21 protein-coding genes are annotated in these 18,473 nt (G+C 41.3%); 8 read left to right on the plus strand and 13 right to left on the minus strand.

All coding sequences use genetic code 11. The features are described from left to right. The first annotated feature begins 2 nt into the window (after positions 1 to 2). The 7 genes from SSV_RS06510 (at position 3) to SSV_RS06540 (ending at position 8,201) form a co-directional block, all read left to right on the plus strand. Positions 3 to 1,133 (plus strand): toxic anion resistance protein, encoded by a 1,131-nt coding sequence (locus SSV_RS06510; RefSeq protein ID WP_002900107.1) that lies wholly within the window; start codon positions 3 to 5, stop codon positions 1,131 to 1,133. A gap of 92 nt (positions 1,134 to 1,225) precedes the next feature. Continuing rightward, positions 1,226 to 1,825: a TerD family protein gene (locus tag SSV_RS06515; RefSeq protein ID WP_002900106.1), complete on the plus strand. Its 600-nt coding sequence runs from the start codon at positions 1,226 to 1,228 to the stop codon at positions 1,823 to 1,825. A gap of 25 nt (positions 1,826 to 1,850) precedes the next feature. Then, positions 1,851 to 2,546 (plus strand): TerD family protein, encoded by a 696-nt coding sequence (locus SSV_RS06520; protein WP_002900105.1) that lies wholly within the window; start codon positions 1,851 to 1,853, stop codon positions 2,544 to 2,546. A 17-nt stretch (positions 2,547 to 2,563) separates the two neighbouring features. After that, positions 2,564 to 3,202, plus strand: coding sequence for a TerD family protein (locus tag SSV_RS06525; protein ID WP_072074160.1), 639 nt, complete (start codon positions 2,564 to 2,566; stop codon positions 3,200 to 3,202). Between the two features lie 99 nt (positions 3,203 to 3,301). Continuing rightward, the gene (locus SSV_RS06530; protein ID WP_072074161.1) at positions 3,302 to 5,932 is read left to right on the plus strand and encodes a calcium-translocating P-type ATPase, PMCA-type; all 2,631 of its coding nucleotides are present in this window, start codon (positions 3,302 to 3,304) and stop codon (positions 5,930 to 5,932) included. A 399-nt stretch (positions 5,933 to 6,331) separates the two neighbouring features. Then, positions 6,332 to 7,114 carry an HAD family hydrolase gene (locus SSV_RS06535; RefSeq protein ID WP_072074162.1) on the plus strand — a complete coding sequence of 261 codons (783 nt, stop codon included), beginning with the start codon at positions 6,332 to 6,334 and terminating at the stop codon, positions 7,112 to 7,114. Positions 7,115 to 7,136: 22 nt separating this feature from the next. After that, a complete protein-coding gene (locus SSV_RS06540) occupies positions 7,137 to 8,201 on the plus strand; it encodes an HpcH/HpaI aldolase/citrate lyase family protein (protein ID WP_072074163.1) in 1,065 nt (354 codons plus the stop codon). Positions 8,202 to 8,343: 142 nt separating this feature from the next. Here SSV_RS06540 and SSV_RS06545 read toward each other — a convergent pair whose 3' ends face one another. The 8 genes from SSV_RS06545 to miaA form a co-directional block, all read right to left on the minus strand. After that, positions 8,344 to 9,372: an acyltransferase family protein gene (locus SSV_RS06545; protein ID WP_072074164.1), complete on the minus strand. Its 1,029-nt coding sequence runs from the start codon at positions 9,370 to 9,372 to the stop codon at positions 8,344 to 8,346. Positions 9,373 to 9,517: 145 nt separating this feature from the next. Further along, on the minus strand, positions 9,518 to 10,066 hold the full coding sequence (locus SSV_RS06550) for a hypothetical protein (RefSeq protein ID WP_072074165.1): 549 nt from the start codon (positions 10,064 to 10,066) through the stop codon (positions 9,518 to 9,520). A 15-nt stretch (positions 10,067 to 10,081) separates the two neighbouring features. Further along, positions 10,082 to 10,801, minus strand: coding sequence for a class I SAM-dependent methyltransferase (locus SSV_RS06555; protein WP_072074166.1), 720 nt, complete (start codon positions 10,799 to 10,801; stop codon positions 10,082 to 10,084). A 6-nt stretch (positions 10,802 to 10,807) separates the two neighbouring features. After that, the gene (locus tag SSV_RS06560) at positions 10,808 to 11,563 is read right to left on the minus strand and encodes an SDR family NAD(P)-dependent oxidoreductase (protein WP_072074167.1); all 756 of its coding nucleotides are present in this window, start codon (positions 11,561 to 11,563) and stop codon (positions 10,808 to 10,810) included. After that, positions 11,560 to 12,489: a ribonuclease Z gene (gene rnz, locus SSV_RS06565; RefSeq protein WP_072074168.1), complete on the minus strand. Its 930-nt coding sequence runs from the start codon at positions 12,487 to 12,489 to the stop codon at positions 11,560 to 11,562. Before rnz ends, SSV_RS06560 begins: the two co-directional genes overlap by 4 nt. A 10-nt stretch (positions 12,490 to 12,499) precedes the next feature. Continuing rightward, positions 12,500 to 13,123, minus strand: coding sequence for a cystathionine beta-lyase (locus SSV_RS06570; RefSeq protein WP_072074169.1), 624 nt, complete (start codon positions 13,121 to 13,123; stop codon positions 12,500 to 12,502). Further along, a complete protein-coding gene (gene hflX / locus SSV_RS06575) occupies positions 13,116 to 14,354 on the minus strand; it encodes a GTPase HflX (RefSeq protein ID WP_072074170.1) in 1,239 nt (412 codons plus the stop codon). The genes SSV_RS06570 and hflX overlap by 8 nt, the downstream gene beginning before the upstream one ends. Before the next feature lie 31 nt (positions 14,355 to 14,385). Next, positions 14,386 to 15,270 (minus strand): tRNA (adenosine(37)-N6)-dimethylallyltransferase MiaA, encoded by an 885-nt coding sequence (miaA, locus tag SSV_RS06580; RefSeq protein ID WP_072074171.1) that lies wholly within the window; start codon positions 15,268 to 15,270, stop codon positions 14,386 to 14,388. Between the two features lie 82 nt (positions 15,271 to 15,352). Here miaA and SSV_RS06585 point away from each other — a divergent pair, with 82 nt between their 5' ends. Then, positions 15,353 to 15,523 carry a DUF3042 family protein gene (locus SSV_RS06585; RefSeq protein ID WP_072074172.1) on the plus strand — a complete coding sequence of 57 codons (171 nt, stop codon included), beginning with the start codon at positions 15,353 to 15,355 and terminating at the stop codon, positions 15,521 to 15,523. Between the two features lie 139 nt (positions 15,524 to 15,662). Here SSV_RS06585 and SSV_RS06590 read toward each other — a convergent pair whose 3' ends face one another. From SSV_RS06590 to hisF, 5 genes are all read right to left on the minus strand, one after another. Beyond that, positions 15,663 to 16,133 (minus strand): GNAT family N-acetyltransferase, encoded by a 471-nt coding sequence (locus tag SSV_RS06590; RefSeq protein ID WP_072074173.1) that lies wholly within the window; start codon positions 16,131 to 16,133, stop codon positions 15,663 to 15,665. An 11-nt stretch (positions 16,134 to 16,144) separates the two neighbouring features. Further along, positions 16,145 to 16,894: a PHP domain-containing protein gene (locus tag SSV_RS06595; RefSeq protein WP_072074174.1), complete on the minus strand. Its 750-nt coding sequence runs from the start codon at positions 16,892 to 16,894 to the stop codon at positions 16,145 to 16,147. Positions 16,895 to 16,927: 33 nt separating this feature from the next. Further along, positions 16,928 to 17,242 (minus strand): phosphoribosyl-ATP diphosphatase, encoded by a 315-nt coding sequence (gene hisE / locus SSV_RS06600; RefSeq protein WP_072074175.1) that lies wholly within the window; start codon positions 17,240 to 17,242, stop codon positions 16,928 to 16,930. A 126-nt stretch (positions 17,243 to 17,368) separates the two neighbouring features. Then, positions 17,369 to 17,713 (minus strand): phosphoribosyl-AMP cyclohydrolase, encoded by a 345-nt coding sequence (gene hisI, locus SSV_RS06605; RefSeq protein WP_072074176.1) that lies wholly within the window; start codon positions 17,711 to 17,713, stop codon positions 17,369 to 17,371. Next, positions 17,713 to 18,471, minus strand: coding sequence for an imidazole glycerol phosphate synthase subunit HisF (gene hisF, locus SSV_RS06610; RefSeq protein ID WP_072074177.1), 759 nt, complete (start codon positions 18,469 to 18,471; stop codon positions 17,713 to 17,715). The genes hisI and hisF overlap by 1 nt, the downstream gene beginning before the upstream one ends. Positions 18,472 to 18,473: the final 2 nt, after the last annotated feature.

Below are 18,473 nucleotides of genomic sequence, written 5' to 3' on the forward strand. Positions count from 1 at the left end.
ATATGCCTATCAACACAGGAAGTTTTGATTCAACTCCACAAGAGATTGAATCAACTGAACTTGAACTTGCTAAACCAGAAGTCCTAGCTGACAACTTAGCCTATAAGCAGAAGCTAAGATCACTGCCTGAGGTTCAGAACCTCACCAATGAGATTGATATTACTAATGTCAACTCAATTATGGCTTTCGGTCAAAAACCGAGTGAAGGGATTTCTCAAATGTCTGATGCTCTATTATCTTCCATGCGAAGGGTAGATGCAGAGGAAGCTTCTCGAATGCTCGTTCAACTTACTAAAATCATGGATAAATTCGATATTAAAGAAATTGAAAATCCAGAAAAAGCATCTGCTCTGCAAAAATTATTTGGCAAAATAAAGAATAGTATTGATAAACTTTTTGCTAAATATGAAGATATGGGTAAAGAGGTTGATCAGATTTATACCATATTGAAGCAATATGAAGTTCAAATTCACCAAACTCAAGAAAATCTGGAAAAACAATATAAAACTAATGTAGCCTACTATGAAGAATTAGAAAAATATATTGTTGCTGGTGAGATTGCTCAAGAAGAAATCGAAGAATACAGTAATCAGATCGCTGCTCGTACGGATATAACAGAGCAAGAAAAACAAACTCAACAGCAAAAGCTAAGCATGATTAAAGATATGCTCGCACAGCGAACATATGACTTGCAAATTGCTGAAAACGTGGCCATGCAAACCTGTCCTATGATTCAGACCATGCAAATGTCTAACTTTAATCTGATGCGGAAAATCAATTCTTCCTTTATTATCACATTGCCAATCTTCAAGCAATGTTTGGTTCAAGCTATTCAATTAAAAAGACAGGAAATTCAAGCTAAGTCTATCAAACAATTGGATGAAAAAACCAATGAACTTCTAATTCGTAATGCACAAAACACTGCTAATCAATCTGTTAATATTGCTCGTATGGCTGGTGGAAGCTCTATTCAAATGGAGACTCTTCGTACAACTTATGAGACAATCAAAAAAGGAATTGAAGAAACCAAGCAAATCAATAATCAAATTGCTGAAAAACGAAAAAGTGATTCTATTGAGTTAGAACATATGAAATCTGACATGGCTGAAAAAGGTTTTATAAGCGGTCATTAATATCACTTAAAATAAGGTACCGATAACTCTTACTTAGCCTTCCTTAAGCTAAAAAGTTTTAAAAATATTATGATTCAGAAAGGAATATCTATATGGATTTCACTAATTTAAACTCTGGCAGCTCTGCTGCTCCTCTTAATCTCTCTAAAGGGAGCGTTTTAGATTTAACAAAGCAGGCTCCTGCATTAAAAAATTGTATTCTAGGTGGCGGCTGGGATATGGCTGTTGCAGGACCTACTGCTGACCTAGACTTAGCTGCCTTCCTAGTTGAAGAAAGCGGTCGTGTTGCACAAGTACCGAATGATGTTATTTTCTTTAATAATATGTCTGCAGCTGGAATTCGTCTTGAAGGTGATAATCGTACTGGAGAAGGCGAAGGCGACGATGAACGAATCCAAATTAATCTTGATGCAATCGAACCTCGAATTAAGAAAATTGTCTTCTTCATTACTATTTTTGACGCAGTCACTAAACGTCAGACTTTTGGCATGATTAAAAATGCTTTTGTCCGACTTCTAGATGCCGATAATAACGAACAGGAAATCTGCCGCTATGAATTGAGTGACAGTTATTCTGCTGATACTTCTGTAACAGCTTGTTCCCTTAGTCGGACAGCTAATGGCTGGGCTTTTGAAGCAATCGGTGAGGGAGCTATCGCTGACCTCAACCAACTCTTGTCTCGCTATATGTAATTAGGAAAATAGAAAGGAAAATATTATGGGACTTTTTGGTAAATTATTTGGTGGAGATGAGCAACAAACTCAAGCTCCTGCTGCTAACACACCTATTCAAACTGCTAGTACGGAAGGGCGCGAAGTTACACTTGATTTAAATAAAGGAGGCATGCTTAACCTTGCAAAAAATGACTTCCTTAATCTTTCTAAAACAGATTTCTCTTTAGAAAATATTCGCGTATCAGCAGGATGGGATGTTAAGACAAGTCTCTTTGGCTCTGACTTTGACCTTGATCTTTGTGCCTTCCTTCTTGATTCTTCTGGCCATCTGACTCGTTCAGTTAATAATCTTGTCTATTTCAGCAAGAAGAAATCTCAAGGTATTCAATTAGATCATGATAACCTCACCGGTGCTGGTGACGGTGATGATGAAAACATGTTTGTGAATTTCAATAATATTCATCCAGACGTGGCTCAAATCGTTGTAGCAGTTGTTATCTATTCTGGTCAAAATCGCAAACAATATTTTGGCCAAGTAAAGAATGCCTACGTTCGTTTAGTTGATCAGGCACAACGTCCTGAAAAAGAAATCGCCCGTTTCAATCTATCAGAAGATGGTGGCAAAGCAACGGCCGTTAAATTTGCTGAACTTACACGTACTGTCAATGGGTGGACCTTCAAAGCAGTTGGAGAATACCTAAACGCTTCAATCCAAGACATTGAAAAATCTTACCGTTAATTAGAAAGGAATCTCTAATGGCTATTAATTTCACTTCACTTGGCGGACCTGCCAATCCTACTCCAACACCCACTGAAGTTGCTCCTGCAATAGGAGGTGTATCTCTTGATTTAGAAAAAAATACTATTCTGGACTTAGCTAAAGCGGCTCCAGGCCTTACAAAAGTTGACTTATGCGCTGGTTGGGATATCTCTGCTGGTGGTGCAGATTTTGACCTTGATATTTCTGCATTCCTATTGAATGAGGCAGGTAAAATTACTTCTGCTAATGATGTTATTTTTTATAATAACAAAACTGCTCCTGGTATTCACTTAAATGGTGATAACCGTACTGGTGCAGGTGATGGTGATGATGAAGTTATCAATTTGGATTTAGCTGCTCTCTCACCAAGTACCCATAAGGTCATTTGCGCTGTTACCATCGATCAGGCTATCGCTCGTCGTCAAACATTTGGCATGGTTAATAATTCCTATGTTCGCTTAGTTAATGCAGAGAACAATTCTGAACTTTGCAAATTCCAGCTTAAAGATGATTATTCTACCGATACAGCTGTTGTTTTTGCAGAACTTGTAAAAGATGGTTCAACTTGGGCTTTCCACACCATTGGTGAAGGTAAGCAGGCTGATTTAAATGGTATAGCTGCACTCTTTAGCTAAAGACAAACAGTTGCCATATCAAGTTTTATTGACATACAATAAAGAGACTGAACACTATTGTCTCAGCCTCTTTATTTTTAGAAAGGACAAATAAACCAAATGAATAACTTTAAAGGGCTAAGCTCAGCTGAGGTTGCAGCAAGCAAATCTGCCCATGGAGATAATAAACTTTCCAGTAAAGAAGCCAACTCACTTCTTTCAATATTTATTGAGGCTTTCAAGGATCAGTGGATTTTGATTCTGCTGGCGGCCTTAGGTCTCAAAATTATTTTCAACTTTATCGGCATGATTTTCCCAGGTATTGGTGAGGCAAATTGGTATGAAGCAATCTCCTTGATTTTTGCCATTCTCCTGTCAACAGGATTTTCTGCTATCTCACAATATCAAAATGAGCAAAAGTTTAATACATTACAAGAAGAAGCTAGCAAAACTAATGCTAAAGTCTATCGTGACGGTAAACTTAAAGAGATTTTAGTAGATGATATTGTCAAAGGAGACCAAATTCTTCTTCAAACTGGTGATAAAATTCCTGTTGATGGTATTATTCTTGCTGGAGAATTAAAGGTAAATCAAGCTATCTTGAATGGGGAAAGTGAAGATGCTACAAAAATCGCTTTAGGTGATAATGCAGAACCAGATAGTCAGGACCTCTTTACAGAATTAAAAATCTTCCGTGGGACTGTGGTAACATCTGGTGAAGCTGTTATGGAAGCAACTGATATTGGTGACCATACTGTTCTTGGAAGCATCAATACCTCTCTCCAAGAGGATGGGAAAGATTCTCCATCAAAAGAGAAATTGAACAAACTGGCAGAAAATATTGGCGTTCTTGGATACAGTGCTGGTGCGGCTTACTCTGTCATCAACCTTGTTCTTGGTTTTCTTGCTTTAAATGCTGCAAACAATTTGAATCTTTCATCTATTTTCTTATTAGTCATTGAAACAATTCTCTTTGCAGTGACTATCATTATCATGGCAGTTCCAGAAGGATTGCCTATGATGCTGGCTCTTGTGTCTTCAATGAACTCAGGCCGCTTATTAGCTCAGAATATTCTGGTTCGCCATCCAGATACTATTGAAACAGCAGGTTATATGAATATCCTTTTCAGCGATAAAACTGGAACAATTACAGAAGGGAAACTATCTGTTGTTGATTTCTTCCTTGGCAATGGAATTCTTTATGAGACAACTGATGAGAGTTCTGCTGCTGATTTCTCGAGTATGTCTGAAAAGTTACTCAAGCAAGTTATTCATGGCATTGGTTTAAATAATGACGCTAATGTAGCAGATGGTATAGCTGTTGGAAGTAACGCAACTGACCGTGCTCTTTTAGATTTTCTAATCAACCGCAATCTCTTAGATTTTGATACAAACACTATTGCTGAAAAAGAACAGTTTAACTCTGCTAAAAAATATGCTAGTGTTACAACTAAGTCAGGCGAAATTTACATCAAAGGAGCACCAGAATTTATTTTAGATGATTGTCATTTCTATCTTGATAAAGACGGAAATAAGACTGCTTTTACTACTCCTGATAAAGATAAATTCTCTGCACTCTCTTTGGAACAGGCTAATCGTTCTATGCGTCTTCTTGCTATTCTTAAAAAAGAAGGCTCAGATAAAATCTTGATTGCTATTGTATGTATTCGAGACAATGTACGGGATTCTATTAAACAAACTGTTGAAACAATGAACAAAGCTGGAGTTCAAGTAGTTATGGTTACAGGAGACCGTAAAGAAACAGCTATTGCCATTGCTAAAGAAGCTGGAATCGTTACCAGTGATACAGATTTAATCCTAACTCATGATGAGCTAGAAAACCTCTCTGACGAAGAATTAAAAGCGCAACTTCCTAATATGAAAGTAGTAAGCCGCGCCTTACCTATGGATAAGAAGCGCTTAATTGAAGCAGCACAAGACCTTGATATGGTTTGTGGTATGACTGGTGATGGAGTAAACGACTCACCTGCTCTTAAAGCTGCTGACGTTGGTTTCTCTATGGGAGATGGAACTGAAGTTGCCCGTGAAGCCTCTGATATTGTAATTTTAAACAATAGTTTGACGTCTATCGAAAAAGCTGTGCTTTACGGCCGGACAATGAGCAAATCAGTTAGCAAATTCATTATTTTCCAGCTGACAGTAAATGTAACTACTATTGCTATGTCTCTTCTCTCTCCTCTTTTTGGTCTGAAAGAGCCATTTACAATCATTCAAATCCTTTGGATTAACCTTATCATGGATACACTAGCTGCTTTGGCATTTGGTGAAGAACCTACCTTAGATCGTTACATGAATGAAAAACCAGTGGCTAAAAAAGCTAATATCCTAACAAAGTATATGAAGTCTGCTATTGGAGTTGCTAGCATTTTCATTACTATTGTTTGTCTTGCTATTCTTAAAAATGTAGCTGGTATTCAAGATTTTATTACTAATGGAAGCGGAAACTTTGAAATGGTAACTACCTTCACTTTTACTGTATTTATCTATGCGATTATCTTCAATTCCCTCAATACTCGCAGTACCGGACTTAATGTTTTTGAACATATTTCAGAAAACAAAAAGTTCTCTATTGTTATGATTTCTATTGCTATCGTCCAATCTTTAATCATTCAGTTTGGTGGGCAGGTCTTCAACACAGTTCCTATGGATATTGAACACTATATTGTAGCTCTTGCTATTGCTGTTCTGATTATTCCTATAGACTTTATTCGAAAAGCTCTTACAAAATAAATGTTAGTTATGAAAAGGCTGAGACAATAGTGTTTCGGCCTTTTACTTATCATTTTTTACATAAGTGTGTATGAATGTTTAATAAATAGGAAAAATTGCTCATTCTAATTATACATTCCAATAATCTTCTAGAATTTTTTTATAAAATACTTGAAGACTAGACTTATTAGCTCATTTATAGTAAGATTGGTATAGTTTGATGAATTGCACTCTTTGAAAACTAAAATTTATTCTCTTAAGACATTTGAGATTAAACTATTCTGTCATTTTAGTTTAACCAAAAATTTAAGACAATCAATCTAACTGTAATAACTATTAAATATAACTGCTTAAAATTTTAAAAATTTTGTTTTCAATTAAACCTTTACAAATATCAGTTCCAATAAAGAGAGGAATATTATGCTTTTTGCTACTGATTTAGATAGAACCATTATTTATTCTAATAAATTTGTCGAAAATTATCAGACTGTATCTTGTGTAGAACATCTAGACGGACGAGAAATTTCCTATATGAGTCATAAAGCATTGGAATTACTAGAAAAAGTTAAAACCCGCTCCAATATCCATTTACTTCCAATTACAACTCGCTCGCTAGCGCAATTCTCCCGTATTATACCCCTACAGGACTGCCCTTATGCTGTTGTTGCTAATGGTGGAATCATTTTACATAACGGCCAACCTTTAAAAGTCTGGCAGGAATACATTGAAAGAACTCGACAAATACAAGCTTTGGATTATCCTAAAATCTTAGATATTTTAACTAAATATCAAAAATACTTAACTAGAACTCCTTCTTTGGTTGACAATCTATTCTTCTTTACCAAAGTTACCGAAAATCAAGATGTCGTTCAAGAGTTTATCTTGCCAAGGCTCGAAAAAGATTTAAAAAACTTAGAATGGACTTTCACTCTTCAAGGACTTAAACTTTACATCATACCTAAAGAAATTTCTAAAGAAAACGCTCTTTCTTTTTTAAAAGACTATCTCAAAGAAGAATTTCTAATTACTTCGGGTGACGGAAAATTAGATGCTGGATTCTTATCTTTGGGCGATATTAAAATGATACCAAAGAACAGTGAAGTTTACCAGCTTATCGATAATAAAGATGACTATATGATAGTTAATCAAGGAATAGAAGGCGCTGAGGATATTCTTTCAGTAGTCCTCGAACAAAAAACTTAAAAGTGTTGAATGGAAGATTTGAATGAAATTTACTTATGATTCTATACCCCTATTTAAAGAAGGATGCCAATTTAATCAAAATTCCCCAAAAGATTTATTGCAATATGCAATATCTGGACTTCTTTATATGCCCGCTCATCGAACTCAGATAGTTGATGAAATCATTGCCGGCCTCCATCCTTGCTGTAGCTCAATCTGTCTAGATCTAGAAGATTCTATCGGAGATGGAACTGTTCACCAAGCTGAATTACAACTCTTTGAGACTTTAGACAAACTTAATCAAGCCTTGGAAACTGGCCAGTTAGATTTTGATTCTCTTCCTTTAATTTTTATCCGAGTCCGTTCTTCCAAACAATTTAATCAGATGCTCGACCACTCTTCTCCTGATATCTTTAGATTAGTTTCTGGATTTAATTTTCCTAAATTTGATTCCACTACTGCTGCTGCCTACCTTCAAGTTTTTGACAAATTTTGCAAAAGAACGAATCAAACATTTTACATAATGCCAATTCTTGAGAGCGAAAGCATCATGAAAAAGAATACCCGAATGGAAGAACTTCTTTTTATATCAGAGTTATTGAAACCCTATAAAGAGAAAGTTTTAAATATTCGTGTGGGAGCAACTGATTTTAGTAATATTTTCGGTATTCGTCGTAATGTTCGCCAGACTATCTACGATGTTAAACTTATTGCTGACTGTCTAACAGATATATTAAATATTTTTTCCGCTGATTATATCTGTTCAGGACCAGTATGGGAATACTTTAATAGCCGTTTTCAAGACGGTAATTGGGCTCATGGATTGAAAAAAGAGCTAGAGTTAGACAGACTTAATGGATTCGTTGGAAAAACTTGCATCCATCCCTCTCAGCTAAGTCTTATTGCTGAGAATAACATTGTTAGTTTAGAAGACTACCAAGACGCTCTGACCATTCTTAATTCGAATCAACAACAGATTGGTGTATCAAAAGGATATAAAGAAAACAGAATGAATGAAATGAAGCCCCATAGCAAATGGGCAAAGAAAATTATCCAGTTAGCTACAGTCTACGGAATAGCTGAAGACGATGTTCCAAAGGATAATTAACTGAGATAATAGAGGAATATATAACTAATGCTCAGCCTAACTATTTTTCTTTAACTAAAAAGACACGTATTAAAAAGTCGTGTCTTTTTAGTTAAAGAAATAGCGATCTATTCATTTTTTTTAAAATGTTTTGGTAAACAACTTAACCTTTCCCTCGCCATCGAATCACCAACTCTGACGTCAGGTGGGTCAGGATAATCGTCAGAAGGAAGACCCAACGGCCAGTTTCCCACTTGGTCAGCTGCTGGGATTTGAGCAGAAAGAAAGATAACTCAATAAAGATAGGATGGAGGAAGAAATAAAGGATACTTAGATCTTTTAAATGTCGCCAATTTTTTTCACGCTTCCACCGTGTTTTTAACAGCCAATTGAATAAGAAAAGTGTAAAGGGAATGAGAGCAAAGAAAAAATTTTTATCCAGTCCCTGCCTGATGTAAACCAGTACTCCTTCGCCTGCTAGGAAAAGACTTCCCAACAAAAGAGACAGCCAGCGTTTTTTCTGAAATAAGGCTATCTGCCCGTAATCAGCTAGAAAGTAGCCTAAATAGATAAAAATGGGCGTATAGAAGAGGCCATTCCTGCTAGTGAAAAAGAGCTTGGCATAAGCATCATACCAGTCTGTCAGCAGACTAGGCGACAGATAGGCGTGATAAGTCTCAATAGCACCTAAGGCGTAGAGAATTAGCAAAAGGGCAAATGTTTTCTTGGGACCCAACTTCCTATACAAAAAATGGACCAGCAGCAAACCTAAGAGAAAGGCGGGGATATACCAGAGCTGGTAGCTCATTCCGATGTAGAAGAGCGCTGCTAGAATAGCCAGCAGAGCTAGGCAGAGAGGCAAGTGCAGAGATTGGAAGTAAGTCAAAGCATAGGGAAGATAGACCAAGCTCCAGAAGCCATAGACCTTTAAAATACCTTTGATATACAGAGTTAGTTTCGTAGAATCGTGCTCTCGCTTCCATCGTACTCGGAAAAAATAGGCTGAAGAAATTAAAAAGAAAGGGACCGCCATGCGGCCAAACATACTCTTCTGAATAAAATGTAGAGCTTCATGTTCAAAAAGCCTCTGGCAGTGAACCAGAATTACCAAAACAGAAGCAATATATTGAAAAAGGCTGAGCAGGGCATAATTGACTGGCTGCCCTGGCCCTATGACTTCTCTCCTCTGCATCAAGCTTTCTCCTTACGAGGTTTGTTTAAGATGTAAATGAGCACTTCTTCCCTTTAACCTAGGACTTGACTAGCCAAACATGCTGAAAGGCGACAATCTACCTTTCTTGCTACTTTCTATTAAACATTTAGATCTGTAAACTAGATTATTTTAAAAATATAGGATAGTAAACTTGATAAGCTAAAAGAAAAACTAGTAAAAAATTAATAACTTGGGAAAGATATAGAATTTTATTGCTTTTCTTACCTTTTCTCCCATACTGGCAATAGAGATAAAGAGAAAATGTCAACACAGAGTAAAGTTGACCTAGGAATATTTCTGATCTGTACTGACTAAGTAAGTTAAACCCCTTGCAGATAAGAATAAAAACAGGCAGCTGACATATCATTGTCATTATTAAACTAATTGGAGCTGCAAAAAAAGATGATTTTCCCGTTTTCAACGAGTTTCTTAGTGATTTAAACCACATTACAAGGTAAAAAATCCCATAAATACCAATCAAAACTAAAAAAAGAAAACCTAATAGTATACCCGACTCTAAAGAAGAAGTTTGGCCTGTACTAAATGCTTGGCCAAAACCGAAAGCAAGTAGAATTAAAGCAAAAAAACTCAAGGGAGGACCTATTAGTAAAACCAACCAATTATAAATGTAACATAGAGCAAAATAATCCTTTTGTTTCTTTAAAAATTTCATGTAAATCCTCTTATTTTAAATCTCTCTGTCCTTCCTTAGCCAAACATGCTGAAAAGCAGCGATGTCTCGATAAGGTGATTGGTTGCAGACTGCTAGCTCCATCTTAAGCATCTTTTGAGCCCAGTCAGGGGCAGTTTTGTAGTCATTGGATTGCAGCCCGTAAAAAATCCGTAGTCCTTGATAATCTTCAACTTCTAATGAGAGACCTGAAATCACTTCTTGGATCTGATAGACCTTTGCAGCTCCCATGCTGTGAGTTTGATATTCCTGACCCGCCAAAAGCTGCTGGGCCTTTTCTAGGCCATTTTCAAAAACCACCGTATGCATAATGCGTCCAACCTCGTGATGCTTGACCAGAGAAATTTTGCCGTCCTTTTTTAAGAGGCGGGAAAATTCTGTCAAATAGAGATCAGGGTCTGATACATACTCTAAGACATTATGACAGATGATGATATCAAAAGACTGGTCTGGCAATTTCTGCAGAAGGTCCAAACTGCCTTGCAATTGCTCATAGAAAAAGTTCTGCTTGCGCTCAGCAATCATTTCTGAACTAGGCTCGATTGCGGTCACTTGGTTCTTTTCCGCTAGAAAATCAGCCACAATTCCAAAACCGCTGCCGAAATCAAGAATTTTCTGGCCCTTCAGCGACTCTAGAAAGGCAAAAACAATATCATACTGAAGCTTGCCCCAAGGCGCCTGCAGATGAGCTTTGTAGGCTTGTAGATTAGCTGTCATAAAACCTCACTTATAGTTAAACATATTGGCTGCCATCTTGTCGGCAATTCTTGGAAAAAGGGTATAAAGCTTGTGAGCTAGATTGAGAATCCCTGGAAGATTAATTTCCCGCTTCTTTTTGCCAAAGGAGCTGACAATTTTGCTCGCTACAAAGTCAGGCTCAAGGATATACTTGTCGACTGCTTTTACATAGGAACCATCAGGGTCTGCCTGATCGAAAAAGGCTGTTTTGATAGGACCTGGATTAACCGTCGTGACATAAACACCAAAAGGCAGGAGTTCTAAACGCAGGGCGTTGGAAAAACCAATAGCTGCAAACTTGGTCGCTGAGTAAAGACTGGACTTGCTACTTGCAATGAGGCCGGCCATACTAACAATATTGACGATATGTCCTTGACCTGCCTGCTTCATGCGAGATCCAAAGATACGGGACAGGTTCATGAGGGCAAAGGTATTGACTTCAAACATGGTCTCGATATCGCTGGAGCTGATTTTGTCAAATTCTTCAAAAATCCCATAGCCAGCATTATTGACTAGGACATCTACGTGGCCATACTGGCTGTCAATCCGCTTAGCAAATCTTTCCAAAGCTGAGCTGTCTGTGATATCCAGCTCCACTAGGTCAATATTTTCCCTTTCTCCATATAGTTTTTCCAGCTTAGCCTTGCTCCGACCGACCAAAATCAGTCGGTCATGGGGCAAGATCTCAACCATTTCCTGGGCCAGTCCACCGCTAGCTCCTGTGATGATGATATTTCTCACAACTCCACCTCTTCCAAGTCCTTGACCACATGGACCTTTTCAAAGACAGCGCTAGCATCGCGGCGCATTTGGCTGATGTCCTTGGCCAAAAAGCGAGCACTGATATGATTTAGCAGGAGGCGCTTGGCACCAGCTTCCTTGGCTACTTCTGCTGCTTGCATATTGGTCGAATGACCGTGATTGCGGGCCAATTTTTCGTCTCCCTTGCCATAGGTTGCTTCATGGACCAGCACATCTGCTGATACAGCCAAGCGAACGCTGGCGGCAGTCTTCCGAGTATCACCCAGAATAGCAATGGTCTTGCCCGGACGAGGAGCTGAGATATAATCGGCTGCAATGATTTTGGTACCATCTTCTAGGACGATATCCTGACCGTTCTTGACTTTACCAAAGAGGGGACCAAAAGGTACGCCCGCCTCTCTTAGCTTATCTGCATCCAGCGTTCCTTCCAAATCTTTCTGCATCACCCGATAACCCACACAGAAAATCGTGTGGTCCAGCTTATCTGCATAAACAGTGAACTTGTCCGTTTCCAGAATCTTACCCAGACTATTTTCATCAAACTCATGAAAATCAATTCGATAAGGCAGACGAGAGCCAGACACGCGCAGGCTAGACAGGACAAAGTTTTTAATGCCTTTGGGACCATAAATCTCTAGGTCCGTCTGTTCTTCGTTAGCCTGAAAAGAACGACTAGATAAAAAACCCGGCAGACCGAAAATATGGTCTCCATGCAGATGGGTGATAAAAATCTTGCTGATTTTGCGCGGTTTAATCGTTGTCTCCAAAATCTGGTGCTGGGTCCCCTCACCGCAGTCAAACATCCAGACCTCATTGATTTCCTCCAAAAGCTTGAGGACAAGGCTGGACACATTGCGAGCCTTGGAGGGCTGACCGGCTCCGGTTCCTAAAAATTGTAATTGCATGTTTTTCTTTCTAAATGATATAAATCATGGCAGAGCGATTCTGCGAGTGATAGTATTTCCTGCCAGCATAGGACCGAGCCAGCTGACTGACTTCATCTTGATTATAGCCCAGAACTCTCTGGCTGCCATCCGCCAGCTGCTGCCAATCGGTCAAAGCAGTCAGCGCCTGACTATCCACGACTTGAGACTCAGCTTTGAGAGGTGCCATTTTTATTCTCCCAGCTTCTTCGTAAACCAAGTACTGTGGAAAGATTTGAGCGATTTCAAAGAGCAAGTCAGCTGTTACCGGTTCTGGCTTTTCAGGGAAGACCAAGCCGACTTTCTCGCTCTCATAGCAAAATCCATAGGACTTGCCAGAAAGATTAAGCCGGACAAAAGGTTTATTTTCTAAAAAACTGGGATTCGCATTCCACAAGTCCAGCGCCTGACTAATCTCTAAAAAATAGGCTGTCGCGGCTTCCGGACTTTTCTTCTGATAAAGCTCAGCAAAGTAAGCATTGATAACGCTGGGCGGAGGTGTGATGAAGCTCCGCTTCTGCTCTTCTGTCAGGCCAGCCAATACTTGCTCTAAGTAGACCCTGTCTAGGCTTGTAAAACCACCGTATTTGAGGGCCAAGTCAATATAATCAGTCATAAAATTCTTCCAGTTTCCATTTGTTTTTCTCGGCAATCCAGCCTGAAATGGTTTCGATATCGTCTATGTATTCTCGATTCCCCATAATCGCGACTTTCTCTAAATCATGAATCTTGTAGGCTTTAGCAGGCGCTACCTTGATGGTAAAAGGCAAAAAGAGCTCTTTCATCCGCTCCAGCAGGACTTGCTGCAAAACAGCTCTACTATTGTCCGCCTTAGCCGAAATCAAAGAATAAGGAGTCAGGGTCGGAGTGAAATGCTCAGCCTTGTCCGCTTTGTTATAGAGAGTCAGCCGAGGAATATCCAGCATGTCGAGCTCTTTCATGATGTCGAGGACAGTCTTTTCATGCTCCTCATGATGAGGGTCGCTGGCGTCAATAACATGGATCAGCAAATCGACATTTTTACTCTCTTCTAGTGTGGATTTAAAGCTGGATACCAGCTCTGTCGGCAAATCCTGAATGAAGCCAACTGTGTCTGTCAGAGTGACATTGAGCTGCCCACTGAGGTTGATGTTCTTGGTCGTAGCGTCTAGCGTCGCAAAGAGTTCGTCTGCCTCATACTGGCTCTTGCTGGTCAAGCAGTTCATGATCGTAGACTTGCCAGCATTGGTATAACCGATGAGACCGATTTTGAAAACACTGGATTCCAGCCGTTTTTCACGAACGGTCGCCCGATTTTTCTCGACAGCCTTGAGCTGGCGCTCAATATCATGAATCTGATTGCGGACACTGCGTCGATTGAGCTCCAGCTGGCTTTCACCAGGCCCACGAGAGCCAATGCCACCTGCCTGACGGCTAAGCATAATCCCCTGGCCAACCAAGCGAGGAAGCAGGTACTTGAGCTGGGCCAGATGAACTTGCAGCTTGCCCTCATGACTCCTAGCTCTCATGGCAAAAATATCCAAAATCAGCTGCATACGGTCAATGACCTTAACGCCCAAGCTTTCCTCCAGATTGACATTTTGGCGAGGTGTCAAGCGATTATTGACAATGACGGTCGAAATCTCTTCGGCACCAACCATTTGCCGGATTTCTTCTAACTTGCCAGATCCGACAAAGGTCTTGCTGTCATACTTTTCCCGTTTCTGGCTATAGGAGCCGACTACCTCAGCTCCTGCCGTCTTAGCTAGACTTTGTAGCTCCTCCATGGATAGGTCAAAATTCTCCGTGTCTGCTAGTTCCACACCGACCAAAAAGACACGCTCTGTTTTTTTCTCTGTTTCTATCATCTCATATCCTTACTAAGACTTGGTCAGCCAGTTACTTGTCCAAAAACTTCCTGATGTCTTCCATGACCTGATTTTTATAGTCTGGATTTCCCACTTGATAAAAGGTTACGGACATCCGGTTGCGAAACCAAGTCAGCTGGCGCTTGGCGAAACGGCGAGTATTCTGCTTGAGCTTGTCCACGGCCTCTTCTAGGCTCATCTGACCTTCAAAGTAGGGGAAAAGTTCCTTGTAGCCAATACCCTTGCTGGCTTGACTGGTCGGAGCTTTCTCAAACAGCCAGCGAGCTTCTTCTAAAAGTCCGGCTTCTAGCATCAGATCTACTCGCTGATTGATTCGCTCATAAAGTTTTTGTCGCTCATCATCTAGGCAAATCAGCAGGGCTTCATAGTCTGGTTGATTGTTTTCTAGTTGACCACCTAACTGAGCAATCTCCAGCGCCCTCATAGCCCTGCGTCGATTCAGTTGGGGAATCTCGATACTCAGCTCTGCTATTTTCCCAAACAAAGCTTCATCTGACCAACTATCCAGCTGCGTCCGATAGTTCAGAATCTCCTCGTGAGGGACGGAGCCGCCCAGATGATAGCCCTCGAGCAAGCCCTGGATATAGAGCCCTGTGCCACCGCAAATGATGGGAAGCTGACCTTGAGCCGCAATCTCACGAATAGCCTGAGCTGCCTCAGTCACAAAATCATAGGCCGAGTAGCTCTCGCCAACCTCCCGCACATCCAGCAGATGATGAGGAATGCCCTCTTGCTCTTCAGGACGAATCTTAGCCGTGCCAATATCTAAGCCACGATAGACCTGCTGGCTGTCACCGCTGATGATTTGCCCATTGAAGCGCTTGGCTACCTCGATACTCAAAGCCGTTTTTCCGACCGCCGTAGGCCCCACTATCACAATTATTTTGGTTTTCATCGTTTTTCCTTGAAAAAATTTTGATTTTTCGTTACTATTAATTATAACATAAATAATAAAAGTTCAGAAAAGGAGAAATCATATGGCTAAAGGATTTGGAAAAGGCGTTCTTACAGGTGTTGCTGGTACTGTTGCTGCTGTTGCTGGAGCAGTCTATGCCTTTAAGAAAAAAGTCATCGAACCTGAAGAACAAAAAGCGGCTTTCATCGAAGAAAACCGTAAAAAAGCAGCTCGCAAACGTGTAGCACACTAAGCCTGCACATTTCACTAAAAAGCCTGGATTTTTTCCAGGTTTTTTTCTTTTGAAGGAGAAAACTTAGTCAAAATTGAGTTTCCACCTAGAACAAACGATAATACGAAAAGACCGCTCGTTTGGGTGGTCTTTCCTCTTGCTACAATCGACACAGCATCAAATAATCATCTTCCCTCTCTTCAACCGTGACAAAGCCCAGTCTTTGATAAAAGCCAACGGCGGGATTGTCTTTGGAAACGGATAGGGAGACACTTGGGTAGCCTTTGGCCTTGAGCAAGTCCAGCGTGGCCGTCATCAACTGCTGGCCTAGTCCTTGCCCTCTGAACTCAGGCAGGAATGAAATGGATAGAGAGGGTGTCTGGTCGTCAAAATAGCCGTAGTCTTTCATGATGCGAACCCAAACAGCTCCGACCAGCTGGCCGTCCACTTCTGCCGCTAAAGCCCAATCATCTGGCTGCTGACCAAAGTCCTTGATATACATCTCTAGTTCTGGTTCCTTTAAGATGCTTCTGGGCAGTGGCTCTAGACCTTGAGGGATAAAAATAGCTTGGTAAAGAAATTCCTCTAAGAGTGGGATTTCCTCTGATTTTAAGGGCCTAATCTCGGTCATGATTTCTCCTTCTAGATCAACTGCTCCTCAGCTATTCCGGCCTCCTCTAAGATTTTGGCAACTCGGTCAAACTGCAAGCGGAAATGCTCCAGCTTATGGCCGTCTGATCCCACTGAAAAGCGCTGGCCACCCAGCTCCTTGACTAGCGAAAGAGCATAGATATAGAGTTCCTCGTGTTCATAGAGGTACATGGACTTGCAGTTAAGCTCAAAGGCCAGACCATGGTCAATCATCTTTTGAAAAAGCTGTCGCAGCTCTGGTTCAAAAGTTTTTAACTCCTCTACGGTAAGCGCAAATTTTCGGAAACCATAGTCAAAGTGAGCTAGCACATCTGCCGGTACAGCCTCAATAGCCTCCTCTAACTCTCTCAGGTAGGAGGGAATTAACTCCATCTTATCCAGCTCCAAGACTGGATCTTCCAGATAGTCAAAGCTGCCATTGTGGTGGACAGACAGGAGCTTGAGGTCATAATCCTTGTCCGCTAGGAAAGCTAGGATATCATCCTTACGCGGAGCGTAATAGCCAATTTCAATGCCCTTTTTGATGCGGTTGCCATATTGCTGGTTCAGCTCTGCTATTTTTGCTGAATAGGCCTCATAGTCAGGCACATCATCGTGGGGCGAGGCAGCTTCGTAAGGGTAGGGGTTAGACAAATCATAGTGCTCAGTGGTGACAATCTCGCCCTCGTAATGGTCCAGATAGTCACAGAAATCTGCATCAGAATCATAGGAAAAATAGGTGTGAAGATGGTTGTCGCGCATGCTGGACCGCCTTTCTGCAAATCTTATATCCGTTTAGTATTGGTCAATTTCAGTTCGGTCATGAATCCGGCTCTGCTTGCCCTGACGGGCCTGGAGGACGGCCTCTACCTGATCCAGACTGACGCCAGTCTCAACGAGAGCGACCGCCAGATGGTAGAGCAGATCAGCTGTCTCATTGGCCATCTCGTCCTTGTCAGCATTTTTAGCCGCAATGACCACTTCTGTCGCTTCTTCACCGACTTTTTTGAGAATCTTGTCCAGCCCCTTGTCATAGAGATAGCTGGTATAGGAGCCTTCCTTGGGCTCTTTTTTGCGTTTGAGGGCTTCTTGATAGAGGGTTTCTAGCATAGTATCTCCTTGTTACTGTCTTTATTTTACTATAAAAAGCAATTCTTTCCAATGGCGGGCCGGAGGCTCGATACTGACTTCTTAGTTTTATTCTTGCATTAACCAAGTACTAAAGTAAGTGAGCTTTTAGTCAGTTTTTCCGTTTTTTTCATCCCAGATTGTATGGAAAAAGCAGGATTTAGCACCGGTGTGGCAGGCTGCTCCCAGCTGGTCTACCTCGATCAGCAGGGTATCTAGGTCGCAGTCAGCTGTGATTTTTTTGACAGTCTGGTAGTGGCCGCTGGTGACTCCCTTATGCCAAAGCTCCTGACGTGACCGGCTCCAGTACCACATCTGACCGCTGGTGCGAGTCAGATGGTAGGCTTCTTCATTGAGATAGGCTAGCATGAGGACTTCTTTGCTGGTGTGGTCTAGAATAATGGCAGGTATAAGACCGCCTTGCTTTTGAAAATCTAACTTCACTTCTGTCATTAGATGCGCACCTCCAACCCGGCTTCCAGCATGACTTTTTTGGTTTCTGCGATGGAGACCTGACCATAATGGAAAATAGAAGCGGCCAAAGCACCTGTCGCTGCAGTCTTTTCAAAAACTTCTAGGATATGCTGACTACTGCCAGCACCACCAGAGGCGATGATAGGAACGGAAACCACTTGAGAGACGGCTTCCAGCATAGGCAAGTCAAAACCGGACTTGGTCCCGTCCTTGTCCATACTGGTCAGAAGAATTTCCCCCGCTCCAAGACTGACAGCTTCTTGGACCCAGTCTAACAGGTCACGACCGCTGTCCTTGCGGCCACCAGCCAGATAGACATGCCAGCTGCCATCCGCTTCTTTCTTAGCATCCACGGCCAGCACCACGCATTGGCTGCCGAATTTCTCAGCGCAGTCAGCTAAAAGCTGAGGATTTGCCAGCGCCGAGGAATTAACTGCAACCTTATCCGCACCAGCCTGCAGCATCCGCTTCATATCCTCAACCGTGCGAATGCCGCCCCCGACGGTAAAGGGAATGAAAACCTGCTCCGCCACGCGCCGGACCATCTCGACCGTCGTGTCCCGCTCCTCATGAGTGGCTGTAATGTCCAGAAAGACCAACTCATCGCAGCCTGCTTCATAGTAGGCCTTGGCAGCATCAACTGGATCACCCACATCAGTCAGATTGACAAAGTTGATGCCCTTGACCACCCGGCCGTCCTTGACATCCAGACAGGGAATGATTCGTTTTTTCAGCATGC

The sequence above is a fragment of the Streptococcus sanguinis genome (assembly GCF_001078705.1).
Taxonomy (GTDB): Bacteria; Bacillota; Bacilli; order Lactobacillales; family Streptococcaceae; genus Streptococcus; species Streptococcus sanguinis_D.

What these genes read in the sequence shown, in the direction of transcription:
- SSV_RS06510 (WP_002900107.1), top strand. Translation starts at nt 3, where the DNA reads ATGCCTATCAACACAGGAAGTTTTGATTCAACTCCACAAGAGATTGAA.
- SSV_RS06515 (WP_002900106.1), top strand. Translation starts at nt 1,226, where the DNA reads ATGGATTTCACTAATTTAAACTCTGGCAGCTCTGCTGCTCCTCTTAAT.
- SSV_RS06520 (WP_002900105.1), top strand. Translation starts at nt 1,851, where the DNA reads ATGGGACTTTTTGGTAAATTATTTGGTGGAGATGAGCAACAAACTCAA.
- SSV_RS06525 (WP_072074160.1), top strand. Translation starts at nt 2,564, where the DNA reads ATGGCTATTAATTTCACTTCACTTGGCGGACCTGCCAATCCTACTCCA.
- SSV_RS06530 (WP_072074161.1), top strand. Translation starts at nt 3,302, where the DNA reads ATGAATAACTTTAAAGGGCTAAGCTCAGCTGAGGTTGCAGCAAGCAAA.
- SSV_RS06535 (WP_072074162.1), top strand. Translation starts at nt 6,332, where the DNA reads ATGCTTTTTGCTACTGATTTAGATAGAACCATTATTTATTCTAATAAA.
- SSV_RS06540 (WP_072074163.1), top strand. Translation starts at nt 7,137, where the DNA reads ATGAAATTTACTTATGATTCTATACCCCTATTTAAAGAAGGATGCCAA.
- SSV_RS06545 (WP_072074164.1), bottom strand. Translation starts at nt 9,372, where the DNA reads ATGCAGAGGAGAGAAGTCATAGGGCCAGGGCAGCCAGTCAATTATGCC.
- SSV_RS06550 (WP_072074165.1), bottom strand. Translation starts at nt 10,066, where the DNA reads ATGAAATTTTTAAAGAAACAAAAGGATTATTTTGCTCTATGTTACATT.
- SSV_RS06555 (WP_072074166.1), bottom strand. Translation starts at nt 10,801, where the DNA reads ATGACAGCTAATCTACAAGCCTACAAAGCTCATCTGCAGGCGCCTTGG.
- rnz (WP_072074168.1), bottom strand. Translation starts at nt 12,489, where the DNA reads ATGCAATTACAATTTTTAGGAACCGGAGCCGGTCAGCCCTCCAAGGCT.
- SSV_RS06570 (WP_072074169.1), bottom strand. Translation starts at nt 13,123, where the DNA reads ATGACTGATTATATTGACTTGGCCCTCAAATACGGTGGTTTTACAAGC.
- hflX (WP_072074170.1), bottom strand. Translation starts at nt 14,354, where the DNA reads ATGATAGAAACAGAGAAAAAAACAGAGCGTGTCTTTTTGGTCGGTGTG.
- miaA (WP_072074171.1), bottom strand. Translation starts at nt 15,270, where the DNA reads ATGAAAACCAAAATAATTGTGATAGTGGGGCCTACGGCGGTCGGAAAA.
- SSV_RS06585 (WP_072074172.1), top strand. Translation starts at nt 15,353, where the DNA reads ATGGCTAAAGGATTTGGAAAAGGCGTTCTTACAGGTGTTGCTGGTACT.
- SSV_RS06590 (WP_072074173.1), bottom strand. Translation starts at nt 16,133, where the DNA reads ATGACCGAGATTAGGCCCTTAAAATCAGAGGAAATCCCACTCTTAGAG.
- SSV_RS06595 (WP_072074174.1), bottom strand. Translation starts at nt 16,894, where the DNA reads ATGCGCGACAACCATCTTCACACCTATTTTTCCTATGATTCTGATGCA.
- hisE (WP_072074175.1), bottom strand. Translation starts at nt 17,242, where the DNA reads ATGCTAGAAACCCTCTATCAAGAAGCCCTCAAACGCAAAAAAGAGCCC.
- hisI (WP_072074176.1), bottom strand. Translation starts at nt 17,713, where the DNA reads ATGACAGAAGTGAAGTTAGATTTTCAAAAGCAAGGCGGTCTTATACCT.
- hisF (WP_072074177.1), bottom strand. Translation starts at nt 18,471, where the DNA reads ATGCTGAAAAAACGAATCATTCCCTGTCTGGATGTCAAGGACGGCCGG.